The sequence below is a fragment of the Brevundimonas sp. DW-iso22 genome (assembly GCF_058725425.1).
The window spans coordinates 385,464-399,934 of sequence record NZ_JBZXEB010000002.1 but is presented as its reverse complement, the minus strand read 5'-3'; the positions used below and the strand labels follow the sequence as shown (position 1 = coordinate 399,934).

The 14,471-nt window shown below is 66.5% G+C and carries 13 protein-coding genes and 1 other RNA gene; 11 read left to right on the top strand and 3 right to left on the bottom strand.

Going from position 1 to position 14,471, the window contains the following annotated elements:
• Positions 1-321: a hypothetical protein gene (locus tag AC4PRM_RS01915; RefSeq protein WP_492038580.1), complete on the bottom strand. Its 321-nt coding sequence runs from the start codon at positions 319-321 to the stop codon at positions 1-3.
• Positions 322-398: 77 nt separating this feature from the next.
• Positions 399-755 carry an aspartate 1-decarboxylase gene (panD, locus tag AC4PRM_RS01910; RefSeq protein ID WP_373255826.1) on the bottom strand — a complete coding sequence of 119 codons (357 nt, stop codon included), beginning with the start codon at positions 753-755 and terminating at the stop codon, positions 399-401.
• Positions 756-968: 213 nt separating this feature from the next.
• Between panD and sppA the strand changes: the two genes are divergently transcribed.
• The 3 genes from sppA (at position 969) to AC4PRM_RS01895 (ending at position 3,957) form a co-directional block, all read left to right on the top strand.
• Positions 969-2,744, top strand: coding sequence for a signal peptide peptidase SppA (gene sppA / locus AC4PRM_RS01905; protein WP_492038579.1), 1,776 nt, complete (start codon positions 969-971; stop codon positions 2,742-2,744).
• Positions 2,745-2,856: 112 nt separating this feature from the next.
• Positions 2,857-3,177: a hypothetical protein gene (locus AC4PRM_RS01900; RefSeq protein WP_492038578.1), complete on the top strand. Its 321-nt coding sequence runs from the start codon at positions 2,857-2,859 to the stop codon at positions 3,175-3,177.
• 18 nt (positions 3,178-3,195) lie between these two features.
• Positions 3,196-3,957 (top strand): N-acetylmuramoyl-L-alanine amidase, encoded by a 762-nt coding sequence (locus tag AC4PRM_RS01895; RefSeq protein ID WP_487922953.1) that lies wholly within the window; start codon positions 3,196-3,198, stop codon positions 3,955-3,957.
• A 154-nt stretch (positions 3,958-4,111) separates the two neighbouring features.
• On the opposite strand, the gene AC4PRM_RS01890 is transcribed toward AC4PRM_RS01895, so the two are convergent.
• The gene (locus AC4PRM_RS01890) at positions 4,112-4,570 is read right to left on the bottom strand and encodes a hypothetical protein (RefSeq protein WP_487922954.1); all 459 of its coding nucleotides are present in this window, start codon (positions 4,568-4,570) and stop codon (positions 4,112-4,114) included.
• 1,406 nt (positions 4,571-5,976) lie between these two features.
• On the opposite strand from AC4PRM_RS01890, the gene rnpB reads away from it, so the two are divergent.
• The 8 genes from rnpB (at position 5,977) to mraY (ending at position 14,471) form a co-directional block, all read left to right on the top strand.
• An RNA gene (gene rnpB, locus AC4PRM_RS01885) (RNase P RNA component class A) lies at positions 5,977-6,357 on the top strand.
• Between the two features lie 539 nt (positions 6,358-6,896).
• The gene (locus AC4PRM_RS01880; protein WP_292172912.1) at positions 6,897-7,352 is read left to right on the top strand and encodes a division/cell wall cluster transcriptional repressor MraZ; all 456 of its coding nucleotides are present in this window, start codon (positions 6,897-6,899) and stop codon (positions 7,350-7,352) included.
• Positions 7,349-8,317, top strand: coding sequence for a 16S rRNA (cytosine(1402)-N(4))-methyltransferase RsmH (rsmH, locus tag AC4PRM_RS01875; RefSeq protein WP_492038577.1), 969 nt, complete (start codon positions 7,349-7,351; stop codon positions 8,315-8,317). Before AC4PRM_RS01880 ends, rsmH begins: the two co-directional genes overlap by 4 nt.
• The gene (gene ftsL / locus AC4PRM_RS01870; protein ID WP_492038576.1) at positions 8,314-8,745 is read left to right on the top strand and encodes a cell division protein FtsL; all 432 of its coding nucleotides are present in this window, start codon (positions 8,314-8,316) and stop codon (positions 8,743-8,745) included. Before rsmH ends, ftsL begins: the two co-directional genes overlap by 4 nt.
• A complete protein-coding gene (locus AC4PRM_RS01865; protein ID WP_492038575.1) occupies positions 8,742-10,499 on the top strand; it encodes a peptidoglycan D,D-transpeptidase FtsI family protein in 1,758 nt (585 codons plus the stop codon). Before ftsL ends, AC4PRM_RS01865 begins: the two co-directional genes overlap by 4 nt.
• Positions 10,496-11,962 carry a UDP-N-acetylmuramoyl-L-alanyl-D-glutamate--2,6-diaminopimelate ligase gene (locus AC4PRM_RS01860; protein ID WP_492038574.1) on the top strand — a complete coding sequence of 489 codons (1,467 nt, stop codon included), beginning with the start codon at positions 10,496-10,498 and terminating at the stop codon, positions 11,960-11,962. The genes AC4PRM_RS01865 and AC4PRM_RS01860 overlap by 4 nt, the downstream gene beginning before the upstream one ends.
• Complete coding sequence (locus AC4PRM_RS01855) at positions 11,955-13,361, top strand: UDP-N-acetylmuramoyl-tripeptide--D-alanyl-D-alanine ligase (protein ID WP_492038573.1); 1,407 nt, start codon at positions 11,955-11,957, stop codon at positions 13,359-13,361. The genes AC4PRM_RS01860 and AC4PRM_RS01855 overlap by 8 nt, the downstream gene beginning before the upstream one ends.
• A complete protein-coding gene (gene mraY / locus AC4PRM_RS01850) occupies positions 13,362-14,471 on the top strand; it encodes a phospho-N-acetylmuramoyl-pentapeptide-transferase (RefSeq protein ID WP_487922961.1) in 1,110 nt (369 codons plus the stop codon).

The window sequence follows — 14,471 nt, the reverse complement described above, 5'->3', positions numbered from 1 at the left end:
TCAGAGTGGCGATCCTTCCTCGTCCGTCGCGGGCGGGGAGGGGTCGTACGTCCATTCCCGCGCGACCACCATCAGCAGGGCGACGTTGAAGCCGTAGCCGATGACGAAGAAGGCCAGGGTCGTGACCGAGTCCAAGCCTGCAGCCAAGGGGACGAGGCTCCACGGAGCGGTCAGGATGCGGGCAGGCAGGAAGCTGAAGCTGTCCAGCGACAAACCCAGCGCGGTCAGCCCGATCGGCGTCGCCATCATGATCGCCGCGCTGCCTGCCAGCACATAGGCGACGAACAGCGGCCAGCGCAGGGCAGACAGGATGCGGATCATGGGTCGCTCGACTTCAGGCTGTCCGGGTGCAAACTCTCAGAGAGAACGCCGCTGTCGGCCTGTGGTCAAGCCAGGTTTCAGGCCGCGCGCTTGATTGCGTTGCCGTCGTCCAGCAGCACCACAGAGGGGCTCCACTGCCGGGCCTCTTCCTCGGGCATCTGGCCGTAGGTGACCACGATGACCTTGTCGTTTTTCTGGACCAGGCGGGCAGCGGCACCGTTGACGCCGATGACCTTCGAACCGCGCGGAGCCTCGATGGCATAGGTGGTGAAGCGCGCGCCATTGGTGATGTTCAGCACATCGACCTGTTCGTGCGGAAAGATGCCGGCAGCCTCCAGCAGCTCCATGTCGATGGCGATGGAGCCTTCGTAGTCCAGATCGGCCTGGGTCACCGTCGCGCGGTGCAGTTTGGCCTTCATCATCGTGACCAGCATGGGCGTGCGGTCCATTAGACGCGGGGCAATAGGCCCCCGCTCGCAGGCGGCTGATATAGGGGTTTCGATGCGGCTCATCAATGCGCGTGTTGCAGCGCAGCGTAAGTGCCGTCGGCCCGGCTTGATTACGGGACCTTCATTTGACCGGGGCGGAGGCCGCCCTATGCTGGCCCAAGGGCCAGTGCCGGTCCGGATCAGGTTTTCGACGACACCATGAAGCAATTCTTCCTGACCATGGGCGGCGTGTTCGCCGGCCTGCTGCTGTTCTTCGTGGTCATTCCGGTCGTCTTCATCAGCATCATCGTCGCCTCCGCCTCGTCCAAGCCGGCGACGCCCGGCAATACGGTCATCGAGCTGGACCTGCGCGAGGGCGTGACGGACCAGACGCCGACCAATCCGTTCGCGGCGTTCGGCGGCTCGGGCCTGTCGACGCTGCAGATCGTCGACACCCTGGCCCAAGCCGGGGACGACGCCAAGGTGAAGGGCCTGCTGATCCGCCTGCCCGAGGCAGGGATGACGCCCGCCGCCGCCGACGAGATCCGACAGGCCATCCGCCGCTTCCGCGCCAAGGGCAAGACGGTGATCGCACACAGCCAGGGCTTCATGCCCATCGGCACCGCGGTCAGCAGCTATATGGTCGGCGCATCGGCGGATCAGCTCTGGATGCAGAACACCTCGGCCTTCCAGCTGGCGGGCTTTTCGGCGGACTCCATCTTCCTGGGCCGCGCCTTCGAACGCTACGGCGTCGATGCCCAGTTCGAGCAGCGCTACGAATACAAGAACGCCGTCAACGAGTTCACCGAAAGCGATTTCACGCCCGAGCACCGCGAGGCGATGTCGGCCTGGATGACGTCCATCTATACGACGTCGCTGGCCAATGCGGCACAGGATCGCAAGCAGACGCCCCAGGCCCTGCGCACCGTGATCGAAGCCGGGCCCTATTCCTCGGCTCAGGCGCTGCAGAACCGGCTGATCGACAAGATCGGCCAGGTCGAGGAGGCCGAGGCCGAGATCAAGCGGCTGGCCGGTAGCGGCTCTGAGCTGATGGAGTTTTCCGACTATGCCTCGTCCAAGGGGGAGCGCGCCGGCTCGGGCAGTTCGGCCATCGCCATCGTGGGTGGTGAAGGCGCGATCATGACGGGCACGGGCAGCGGCGGCTTCGGCGGCGGCTCGCAGATCAGTTCCGACGACACGGCCGAGGCCATCTATCAGGCGATCGAGGACAAGAGCGTCAAGGCCATCGTCTTCCGCGTCTCCTCGCCTGGCGGTTCGCCTGACGCCTCGGAGCAGATCCTGGCGGCGGTGCGCGCGGCCAAGGCGGCGGGCAAGCCGGTGGTGGTGTCGATGGGCGACTATGCGGCGTCCGGCGGCTACTGGATCAGTTCGGAGGCCAGCTGGATCGTGGCCCAGCCCTCGACCCTGACCGGCTCCATCGGCGTTTTCGGCGGCAAGTTCGTGCTGGCCGATGCGCTGGGCCGGTTCGGCGTGGATATGCGGGGCCTGTCGGTCGGCGGCGACTATGCCAGCGCCTTTTCGCCCTCGCAGCCGTTCACGCCCGAGCAGCGCACGGCCTTCGCGGCCCAGATCGATCGGACCTATGACGAGTTCATCACCCGCGTCGCCACGGGGCGCAAACTGTCGCCCGAACGCGTGCGCCAGATCGCGCGCGGCCGGGTCTGGACCGGTGCGCAGGCACAAGGCCTTGGCCTGGTCGATCAGCTGGGCGGTCTGACGGAAGCCGTGGCCAAGGCACGCGAACTGGCCCGGATTCCGGCCGGCGATTCGGTACGCTTTAAACGCTATCCGACGCCGCAGTCGCCGTTCGAGGCCCTGTCGGAAGCGTTTGGCGTGTCCAGCGAGGCGGCCAGGGTCTTGGTCGGCATCGGCGGCGTCATGAACGATCCGCAGGCCGAGGCCTTGGTGCGCCGGGTCCAGGCCGATCGGGCGCGGGCATCGGGGGCGACGGTCCTGGCCGATCAGCCCTACTGAGACGAAACGACGCCCTGCACCGACCTGTGATGCTTCGGTCATTGACGGTTCATGTCGATGGACCGACATTGCTGCCAAGGCGTTGTTCGCAGCGCCCAGCAAAGGTGAAGACATGAGCCCGTCCGACCGCATCGCCCTCGGCCCGCAAGGCCGCCGTTCCTCCGGCAACCTGTTCGCGCCGGTGGTGTGGCTTGGCGGCGTGATCGCGACCATGGTGGCGATGGCCGTCGGGGCCGTCCTGGCCGTATTCGCCGCCGCCGCTGTGGCCGTGTTCGCCGTGTTCGCCGCCGTTCTGGTTTTCTTTGCCGGACTGGCCCTGAGGGCGCGTCGCCGGATGACGGTTCGCAACCGCCGCGCCGACGACGGCGTCATCGAGGCGCGCAAAGTCGATGGGGCCTGGGTCGCCTATGGCTGGGAGCGGACGGGCCGCTAGAGACGTTCAGGGAGGATCATGTTGATCGTCCGCGACGTCCCGTCCCCGAATTTCGATGCCCGGCGCGGCCCGCCAGACATGCTGGTGCTCCACTATACCGGCATGCAGACCGCGGAGGCCGCGATCGCGCGGCTGTGCGACGCGGAAGCCAAGGTGTCGGCCCACTATATCGTCCATGAGGACGGCTCCATTCTGAAGCTAGTGCCGGAGGAGCGGCGGGCCTGGCATGCGGGGCGGGGCGTCTGGCTGGGCGAGACCGACTGCAACGCCGCCTCCATCGGCATCGAGATCGTCAATCCGGGACATGAGTTCGGCTATCGCGACTTTCCCGAGGTTCAGATCGATGCGGTGATCAGCCTGATCGCCGACATCCGCACCCGCTGGACCATCCCCGACAACCGCATCATCGCCCACTCCGACCTGGCCCCCGACCGCAAGCAGGATCCGGGCGAGCGGTTTCCGTGGAAGCGGCTGGCAGGCGCAGGCCACGGTCTGTGGTTCGAACCGGCGCAGGAGCGGGTCGCGGCGCTTGGTGTGCCGCTGAAGGTCGGGGACGAGGGGCTGGGCGTCATCGTCCTGCGCGCCGGCCTGCACCGGCTGGGCTATGGCCTGCCCCCTGGTGGTGACTATGACGAGGCGACCCGGCTGACCGTCGAGGCCTTCCAGCGCCACTGGCGACCGGCGCAGGTGGACGGGGTGGCGGACGGCGAGACGCGGGCGACGTTGATGGGCGTGCTCCAGCTGGCGACGGCGGAGAGCGCAACCGGGGTGCTGAACTAGCGGGGCGGCCAAGAGTGTGGGTTTCCCAGGCTTGGCGGATGTCGGACACGTTTGCTGCCCAACCACCCTGCCAATGTCCGCTTTCGGCGTTAAAGCCTACGAGCGCTTTCGACCCATAGCGGACATTCGGGAGGTCAGCCCGACATGCTGTTGGCTAGGAACGATGCAAGTTTAGACCAATGGCCTCGAACTCATCATAGGCCCCGTCGCGCTGAACGCCCAACTTAGACAAGGCGGCATTAATTGGCCAAGTAAGCTCGGTCGCGTGGGTCGGTTGGTAGGCGGGCGGTGCGGATAGGCGGCCGTCCTGAAAGAGCGCGGAACCTTGACCTCCCGTCCCGCCAAAGTAGCGGGTTTCGACATAAGCGAACGCGGTGCCCTTCGACAGGGAGGAGAGCAGCTTCAACCAAGCTGGATGCATATAGTCGAAAATACCGTCGTCCTCGTCGCCTTGCCGCTCGAAATCCCCCGCAAGCCGTTCGACATCTTCATCAGCGATCAGGATTAGGCTGAACCCTTGAGCCAACTCAAAACGGCGGGTTAAATCGCATTCCTGCGCAATCTTCTCCATCGGCCCTGTCGGTCCGATGAGGCCGCTGATCCAATGTGCCATCCTTGTTTCCGGTTTCAGCGTCCGCTTTTAATCTGCAGCGACGGTCTGCTTCCGACCCAAAGCGGACGTCCGTACCTCAGCATTTTATTATCGCAACGCTCGCTCGAAGTCGGCTAGAGGAAAACGTGGCTGTTGGCAGGAACTAGTATACATCCGGCTTCGCCGCGCGTTCGTAAAGACAAGCACTTCGCGTGAGCGCGCGAAACTGACGCCGCAGGTACTGCCTTCTGGGCCAGGATAATGAGCGATACGGCGAACCGATTGATGCGCCCCTTTGAGAGTTCGCGTCACTCGAAATTCAGTCACGACGTTTCCTTCGCTCCCGCCCGGTCCACGTTCGGGTAAGGTCGAAACTACCGTTCCTAAGAACGCCACTTCAGTCGCGTTAAGTTGGTCTGCCGCGCTTCGCCATTGCGCGCATTCGCAAGCCCAAGCCGCGCTTGCGATCAGAACTGCCGATCCGGCTATGAAAGGCGGGATGATCGAGCGCATGTCACGCGGATTTTACGGACTTTGCAATCTAGGTCCAGCCTGTCCGCCGATGACGCAAATCCGACTGTCCGCAATCGACCCCTGGCGGTCGTTCGGAATGTCGGCTCGCGGGCACTAGGCTGAGTGTCTGCTTTCTCGCAGCGACCTGGTGTCCGCAATCGACCCATTGCGGTCCTTCGCAGCATGCCGCAACCTGAGGCCTGGAAGCACAGCGTTATTGGGGGAATGGATGAGGCTGCTTCTATCGCTGTGCGTCGCAGCATTCTCTGCCGCCAATAGCGACGCTCTCGGCTGCACGCCGTCGCTTGTTATGACGTCTGCATGGGCAAGTGGGCCGAACGCATCAAGCCCGGTGCAGTCAGCAACCACGCAACAACGAGAGCTTCGGACCGCATCTGACAGCATATTTTTGGCCGAGATCAGCGCGCAGCGTCGTGTCGGCCCTACGGACATCGAGACCACCTACACGCCGATAGATGTCCTACAGGGACCATACACTCCCGGGCTGTCCTTGAGCTTACGTATTCATGCAGGGAGTACCTGTCGCCGAAGCGAGTCTGTGGGCGATTTAGCGGTGATCTACGCCAGAAGCGAAGCTGACGATTGGTCAATCATCGCGGCACTTCGTCCTGAGGATGTGCTGGATCCAGACTTCGCCGTTCCCGTTCATGACCTGGTCCGTCGGCACCGTCGTGGCCAACCTGGAAACATACCGGCTCCGGTTTATCCCGACTGACTACAGACGTTGCAGTGGCGATTGTATCCATCTCCGGCTTTTCATCGTCCCCCGTGCGCCCTCGCTGACTTCGCGAAATGTCCTAAGATCACTGTCCGCTTCCTACCCATTGCGGACCTTGGCGAAGTCCGTTGAGCCGGCGTTGACCTGCGCGGCGCAAAAGCGCACCTAGCGGCCGTCAGACGGCCGGGCGGTCGCGGCGGGGGTTTCGGCCTCGGTCGAGGAAAGTCCGGGCTCCACGGTGAAAAGGCGGCGGGTAACGCCCGCCCGGGGTGACCCGAGGGATAGCGCCACAGAAAGCAAACCTCCGGACCTGCGGGACCGGTAAGGGTGAAAGGGTGGGGTAAGAGCCCACCGCGTCTCTGGTAACAGCGACGGCATGGCAAGCCCCGCCTGGAGCAAGACCGAATAGGGACGTTGCGCGGTTTCGATCGCAGGGCTCACCGCCCCAGACGTCCGGGTAGGTCGCGAGAACCGTCCAGCGATGGGCGGTCCAGATGAATGATCGTCACTGCACTTCGGTGTGGAACAGAACCCGGCTTACAGGCCGTCTGACATTTTTTTTCCAAGGGGAAGGGCGCTAACGCTCAGCTCGCGGAGCCTCGCTGCTTGAGCGCTTTTTTCCAAGTGGAAGAGCGCTAACGCTCGCGACGCGGTCGCTCGCTGCTTGATCGCATCACCTCCCTGTCGCGCAGCGATGGGGAGGGGGACCGCGCGTAGCGTGGTGGAGGGGGCGGCGCGGTCGAGAGGGGTTAGCGCCTCGACAGGCGAACGCCTACGCCGCCCCCTCCGTCACGGCGCATATTTGCGCCGCGCCACCTCCCCATCCGCGACGCGAATGGGGAGGTCAGCCGTTAACGCCTGTGTCAGCATCGCGGCGCGATAACAGTCCACAGCCTGTCTATACTTTGCATGTTCCGTGTATGTTCACGGACATACTGGCATCTCGAGCCCAATTGAGGTTAATCCTCGTCAACTAATCCCATTGAGGCCCATTCAATCCCATGCTATCCCATTCGTACTGAGTGGGGTGAGGCATGCGCCAAGCGGCGCCAACGGATCAGAGGGGCGGGTCGAAGGGCCCGAGTTGGGGCAATCGTGTTTCTCGGAACCTATGAGAAACAGTTGGACGGAAAGCGGCGCCTGCTGATCCCGCAGGAGTTCCGCACCGCCGACAACGGAGCCCAGAACGGCGTCTTCTGCTTCTTCTCCATCGCCTCGGATTGCCTGGAGGCCGGCGGCGACCGGCTGATGGCCGAATATGTCGCCCGCATCGAGGCCCTGCCGTTCGGCAGCGACGAACGTACCGCCATGGAAGAGGCCTTCTATGCCGCCCAGCGCCCGCTGTCCTACGACAGTGGTGGCCGGATCACCCTGCCCGAAGGTCTGTGCCAGGAGGCCGGACTGGGCGAGGACGTCGTCATCGCCGGCATGGGTCCGCGTTTTCAGATCTGGGATCGCAAGGCGTGGAACGCCCGCCGCGCCGCCAGCCGCGCCCTGGCCCGCAAGGTCATGAACGGCGAAACGACCCGCGCCGCAGGGGAGGGGGCATGACGTCCGCGCCCCACGCTCCGGTCCTGCTGGACGAAGTGATCCAGGCCCTGGCTCCGCAGGCCGGCGATGTGATCATCGATGCGACCTTCGGGGCGGGTGGCTATACCCGCGCCATTCTGGCGACCGGTGCGACCGTGATCGCCCTGGACCGCGACCCCACGGTGCAGCCGCATGCCGATGCTGTGGCCAACGACTATCCCGGCAAGTTCCAGCTGGTCCGCACGCCGTTTTCCGGCCTGGCGGAGGCCTTCGCCGGGACTGGCGAGGCGCGGCTGGACGGGGTGGTGTTCGATATCGGCGTCTCGTCTATGCAGCTGGATCAGGCCGAGCGCGGCTTTTCCTTCATGCGCGACGGGCCGCTGGACATGCGGATGTCCGATGAAGGTGAGACGGCCGCCGACATCGTCAACACCTGGGACCATGGGCCGATGGCCCATATCTTCAAACTGTATGGCGACGAGCGCCAGTCGGGCCGGGTCGCCACCGCCATCCTGCGTCGCCGGGTCGAGAAGCCGTTCGAGCGCACGCTCGATCTGGCCGCCGTGGTCGAAAAAGCCCTGGGCGGTCGTCGCGGGGCCGCCATCCATCCTGCCACTCGCGTGTTTCAAGCCTTGCGGATCGCGGTCAATGACGAGCTGGGGGAGCTGCGCGCCGGGCTGGAGGCGGCGGAGGCGACGCTGGCCCCCGGTGGCCGTCTGGCCGTCGTGACCTTCCATTCGCTGGAGGACCGCATCGTAAAGGCCTTCCTGACCGAGCGGACCGGTAATGCGCCGGGTGGATCGCGTCATGCGCCGGTGGCCATCGACACCCGCAAGCCCAGCTTCACCCTGGCGTTCAAAGGCGCGCGCGAGGCGGGCGAGGCCGAGCTGGCGATCAATCCGCGGGCCCGGTCGGCCAAGCTGCGGGCCGCGGTGCGGACCGACGCCCAGCCGTGGGGCCCCATCGGCGGAAGGGTTGCTGCATGACCGTTCCCGCCGTCGTCCAACGCGTCTTTGCCTGGAAGGTCCGCGGCATCCGCTGGGTCGAGATCATCGGCGTCATGCTGGTCGCCCTGATGGTCCTGTCCGTCTATGTCGCCAAGGCGGCGGCGGCGCGCCAGAGCAGCGACATCGCCGACATGGAGCGCCAGATCGCCTCGAACGGCGAGCGGGTTCGCCTGCTGAGCGCCGAGGTCGCGCGTCTGGAACAGCCGGCCCGTCTGGAGGCCCTGTCCCGCGAGGCGGGCCTGGGGCCCGTCGATGTGCATCGTCAGGCCACCGAGCAGGGCCTGCCCCTGATCGCGCCGGAGCCTGATCCTCGCCCCGTGGTCATCGCGCCCCCACCCGCCGGTCCCGCGCCTGTCGTGGAAGAGCAGGCGGCGGTGCCGGAAGCGCCTGCGGAGGCTGCGCAATGAGCGTGCACGATCCGCATCATCAGGCCTGGAGCCGTCCAGCCCCCGGTGTAGCGAACCTGAGCGCCCTGTCGCGCAAGCTGCCGTCCTGGCGCTGGCTGGGCGAGGCCATGTGGTGGGTCGAGCATGCCTTTGGCCGTGCCCGGACCGACGCGCGGCCCGAAGAGGATACGCGGGTCCGCATCCTGCTGATCCGCTGGTTGTTCGCGGGTGTCTTCGTCTGTCTGGCTTTGGGCGCGGCCAAGGCGGCGCTATGGGGGCCGCAGGTCGGGGTCGGTAGCGCGTCGCATCCGAATGCCACGATGCGGGCCGATATCGTGGATCGCAACGGGGCCCTGCTGGCCGCCAACATCACGCACTATGGCCTGTATATCGATCCGTCCGAGGTCTGGGATCGGCCTGCTGCCATCGCCGCCATCAAGAAGGCTGTGCCGCGCATCCGCATGAGCCGCCTGACCCGGGCCGTGAACGGCGATCGTCGGGTACTGGCCCTGGCCCGTCTGACGCCGGCCGAGCGCGCCCGCGTGCACGATCTGGCGCTGGGCGGTCTGACGTTCGAGCCGGAGGATGTCCGCGTCTATCCGCTGGGCCAGTCCGCCCGCCACGTCGTCGGCAGCGTCGAGGAGGGCGGCGAGGTCGGCCTGTCGGGCGTCGAGAAGGCGTTCGATGCCGAGGTTCGCGCGGCGGGCGCACGCGGCGAAACCTTCCAGACCTCCATCGACCTGCGCGTCCAGGGCGTGCTGGAAAACGAACTGGCCGCCATGGCCCTGGAAACCCAGGCCAAGGGCGCGGTCGGTATCATCACCGACGTCCAGACAGGCGAGGTTCTGGGCATGGCCAGCTGGCCGGGCACCAACTCGCGCAACCTGGCCGCCAGTGCCACCTATGAGATGGGGTCGGTCTTCAAGACCTTCACCGTCGCCGCCGCCATCGACACTGGCCGGGCCGACATGCACACCATGCTGGACGCCTCCGAGGCGCTTCACATCGGCAACCGCCGCATCAAGGACTTCCACGCCCAGAACAAGGTGATGTCGCTGGAGGAGGTCTATCTTCACTCGTCCAACATCGGCACTTCGCGGCTGGCGACCGAGATGGGGCCTGCGGTCATGCAGGACTATTTCCGGCGCTTCGGCCTGATGGACCAGGCTCCCTTCGAAATCGCGTCCGAAGCCCCGATCACCCCGCGCGGTTGGACGGATTCGACCCTGGCGTCGCTGTCGTTCGGCTACAACATCTCCATCACACCCTTGCAGATGGCTGCGGCCATGCAGGCGATGACTAACGGTGGGCGCTATATCCCGTTGACCCTGCGCAAGGGTGGTCGGCCCGATGCGCCGGTGCGTCAGATCATTTCGCCCGAGACGTCGCTGACCATGCTGGACCTGATGCGGCGCAACGTCGTCAACGGCTCGGGCACCCGCGCCGATGCGCCCGGCCTGCGGGTCGGGGGCAAGACGGGCTCGGCCAACAAGTCGGTTAATGGCCGCTATTCGACCGCCCACGCCCTGGGCACCTTCGCCGCCGTCTTCCCGGCCGACGGCCCGGTCAATGCGCGCCGGTATCAGATCCTGATCCTGATGGATGAGCCCCAGACCTATCCGCGCACGGGTGGCTTCGTCGCCGCGCCGGCCGTGGGCCGGATCGCGGACCGGATCGCGCCGTTCCTGGGCGTGCAGCGCCGGGCCGATGTCTGGCGCACCGCTACCGGCGAGCGCGTGCCGACCTATGAGGACGTCGAGGGGGACGGGCGATGAGCGTCCAGCCGCCGGTCCGCCTGTCCGACCTGCTGCGCCGCGATGTGGCCAGCGACCCGATGATCACCGGCGTCACCTCCGACAGCCGCAAGGTCGCGCCCGGCACCCTGTTCGTGGCCCTGCCCGGCAGCGCCGCCGACGGGCGCGCCTTCATCCCCCAGGCCCTGTCGCAGGGGGCCGCCGCCATCCTGGCTCCGTCCGATACCGACGCCGGAATGGCTCCTGTTCTGGTCACCTCGGGCGATGTGCGCCGGGCCTATGCCATTGCGGCGCGCAGCTTCTATGGAGCCCAGCCCGCCACCTGCGTCGCCGTGACCGGCACCAACGGCAAGACGTCCGTCGCCGCCTTCTGCCGCCAAATCTGGGCGGCGCTGGGCCTGACCTCGGCGAGCATGGGCACTCTTGGGGTTTTGAAACAGTCCGGTAACGTTAATCAGGCGTTGACGGGGCCCGGCCTGACCAGCCCCGACGCCGCCGATGCGGCCCGCCTGCTGGCCGATCTGGCCGAGGGCGGCGTGACCCATCTGGCGCTGGAGGCGTCGTCGCACGGTATCGACCAGCGGCGTCTGGACGGGGTGACGCTGAAGGCGGCGGGCTTCACCAACCTGACCCAGGATCATCTGGACTATCACGGCGACATGGCCGCCTATCGCGACGCCAAGCTGCGGCTGTTCGAGACCCTGTTGCCGCGCGGGCGTACGGCGGTCCTGAACGCCGATTCCGACGCCTATTCCCAGTTTGCCTCGGCCAGCATCATGTCGGGACTGGGCGTGATGGCGGTGGGCGAGCGCGGGCGCGACCTGACCCTGCTGGGCCGCAAGGCCGTGCCGGAGGGCCAGCGGCTTTCACTGGATGTGCGCGGCAGCCTGCATGAGGTGCTGCTGCCGCTGGCGGGGGCGTTCCAGGCGTCGAACGCGCTGGTCGCGGCGGGGCTATGTATCGCGGGCGGCGAGGACCCCGAGCGGGTTCTGGCGGCGATGGAGAAGATCGAGGGTGCCCAGGGGCGTCTGGAGCGCATCCCGGGCGGTAGCGGCAAGGGCGAGGTCTATGTCGACTATGCCCATACGCCCGACGGGCTGGAGACGGTGCTGTCGGCCCTGCGACCGCATGCGACGGGACGGCTGATCGTCGTGTTCGGTGCGGGCGGCGACCGCGATCGCGCCAAACGCCCTCTGATGGGCGAGATTGCCGGACGTCTGGCCGATGTCGCCATCGTCACTGACGACAATCCGCGCGGTGAGGATCCGGCTGCCATCCGGCGCGCCGTGCGCGAAGGCTGTCCGGACGCACAGGAGATTGGCGACCGCCGCGCCGCCATCCACCACGCCATCCACATGATGCGCGACGGGGATGTGGTGGTCATCGCCGGAAAAGGGCATGAGCAGGGTCAGATCGTCGGCGGGGTGACACACCCCTTCGACGACGCGACCGTCGCCGCCGAAGCCCTGAACGCCCATGCCTGATACTCCTGTCCTCTGGACCTCCGAACAGATCGAAGCGGCCACGGGTGGACGCCTGTCGGGCGCGCCTTTCGAGGTCACGGGCCTGACCTACAACAGCCGCGAGATCGTCGCCGGCGACCTGTTCCTGGCGCTGAAGGGCGCGCGGGACGGGCACGAGTTCGCCGCTTCGGCCTTTGCGGCGGGGGCCGCCGGGGCTTTGACGGAACATGGCGTCGAGGGCGGACCGTCCATCGTCACGAACGATACGCTGAAGGCGCTGGAAGCCCTGGGTGTCGCTGCCCGCGACCGGGCCGTACGACGCGGGGCCGTAACCGGCAGCGTCGGCAAGACCAGCGTGACCCAGGCGATCAAGGCCGGGCTGGATCTGGCGGGGTCGTCGCACGGGTCGATCAAGAGCTACAACAACCATATCGGCGTGCCTTTGACGCTGGCGCGGATGCCGCAGGGCACGGCCCGGGCGGTGTTCGAGATCGGCATGAATGCGCCGGGCGAGATCGCGCCCCTGTCGCGCATGGTCGCGCCGCATGCGGCCTGTGTGACGACGGTCGGCCCGGTCCATATCGAGGCCTTTGCCGATGGCGAGGCGGGCGTGGCGGCGGAGAAGGCGTCGATCTTCGAGGGCCTGCTGCCCGGCGGCGCGGCGGTTCTGAACGGCGATGTGGCCCAGGCGGCTGTGCTGGAGACGGCGGCGCGGGCGCAAGGGGCGCAGGTCCTGCGCTTCGGCACCGGGGCCGCCCACGAAGCACGGCTGATCGGGTTCGAGCCGGACACCGAGGGGGCAACCGTACGGGCCGAGTTGCACGGCAAGGCGCTGGAGTATCGCCTGGCTCAGTCTGGCCATCACTGGGGCCTGAACAGCCTGTGCGTCATCCTGATGCTGGAGGCGCTGGATGTACCGCTGGAAACGGCGCTGCCTGCACTGGCCGGGTTCGCGCCTTTGGCCGGGCGGGGGCAGACCATGCAGGTGGCCGCTCCCGGCGGGGCCTTCACCCTGATCGACGAAAGCTACAATGCCAATCCGCTGTCGATGACGGCGGGGTTCCGCAGCCTGGGCGTCAGGCCGGTGGGGCAGGGCGGACGGCGTGTCGTCGTCCTGACCGACATGCTGGAATTGGGCGACCAGTCGCGGGCGCTGCACCAAGGGCTGGCGACCGCGATCGAGGCAGCCGGGCTGGACATGGTCCATGCGGCGGGGCCGGAGATGAAGGCGCTGTACGACAGTCTGGCCAGTTCGCGTCGAGGCCTGTGGCGCGAGACGGCGGCCGAGCTGGCGGCCGAGGCCATGGTGCTGGCCGGGCCCGGAGACGTGGTCATGGTCAAGGGGTCCAACGGATCGAAGGCGTCGCTGGTGGCGAGGGCTCTGGCGGCCCTGGCAGAAGGCCCGGGAGGGGCGATCTAGATGTTCTACCTGCTGTATCTGCAGTTCGCCGACGTCGCGCAGGACTATCCCCTGCTGAACCTGATCCAGTATCAGACGGTACGCGTCGCATTGGCCATGGCAACGGCCATGATCGTGGCGGTGGCCATGGGCAGCCGGTTCATCAACTGGATGCGGGCGCGTCAGGGCAAGGGCCAGCCGATCCGCGACGACGGCCCGGTCTCGCACCTTTCAAAGGTAGGCACCCCCACCATGGGCGGGCTGATGATCCTGGCGGGTATCGCTGTGGCGGTCTTCCTGTGGGGCGACCTTACCAACCCCTATATCTGGATCGTCAGCTTCGTGACGGCGGCGTTCGGGGTGCTGGGCTTCATCGACGACTACGCCAAGGTGACGAAACAGACCTCTGCGGGCCTGACGTCCAAGCAGAAGCTGGCGGCCCAAGTGGTGGTGTCAGTGATCGCGGGCGTGCTGACCGTGCTCTGGATGGAGCTGTCGCCGACGTCGCCCGGGCTGGAGACGTCGATCGCCTTTCCCTTCTTCAAGGCCGTGTTGCTGAATGTCGGCTGGTTCTATGTGGCGTTCGCGGCCTTCACCATCGTGGGCTTTTCCAATGCGGTGAACCTGACCGACGGTCTGGACGGCCTGGCCATCGTGCCAGTCATGATGGCGGCGGCGGCGTTCGGCATCATCAGCTATCTGGTCGGCAACTTCATCTTTTCGGGCTATCTGGGCGTCCACCATGTGCCGGGCTCGGGCGAGCTGGCCATCTTCTGCGCGGCCATGATCGGCGGGGGTGTGGGCTTCCTCTGGTACAATGCGCCGCCGGCCAAGATCTTCATGGGCGACACCGGCTCGCTGGCCCTGGGTGGCGCGCTGGGCGCCATCGCCGTTGCGACCAAGCACGAGCTGGTGCTGGGCATCGTCGGCGGCCTGTTCGTCATCGAGGCGGCCTCGGTCATGATTCAGGTGGCCTATTTCAAGATGACCGGCCGCCGCATCTTCCTGATGGCCCCGATCCACCACCATTTCGAAAAGATGGGCTGGCCGGAATCGACGGTCGTCATCCGTTTCTGGATCGTCGCCGCCATGCTGGCCCTGGCCGGTCTGGCGACGTTGAAGCTGCGCTAG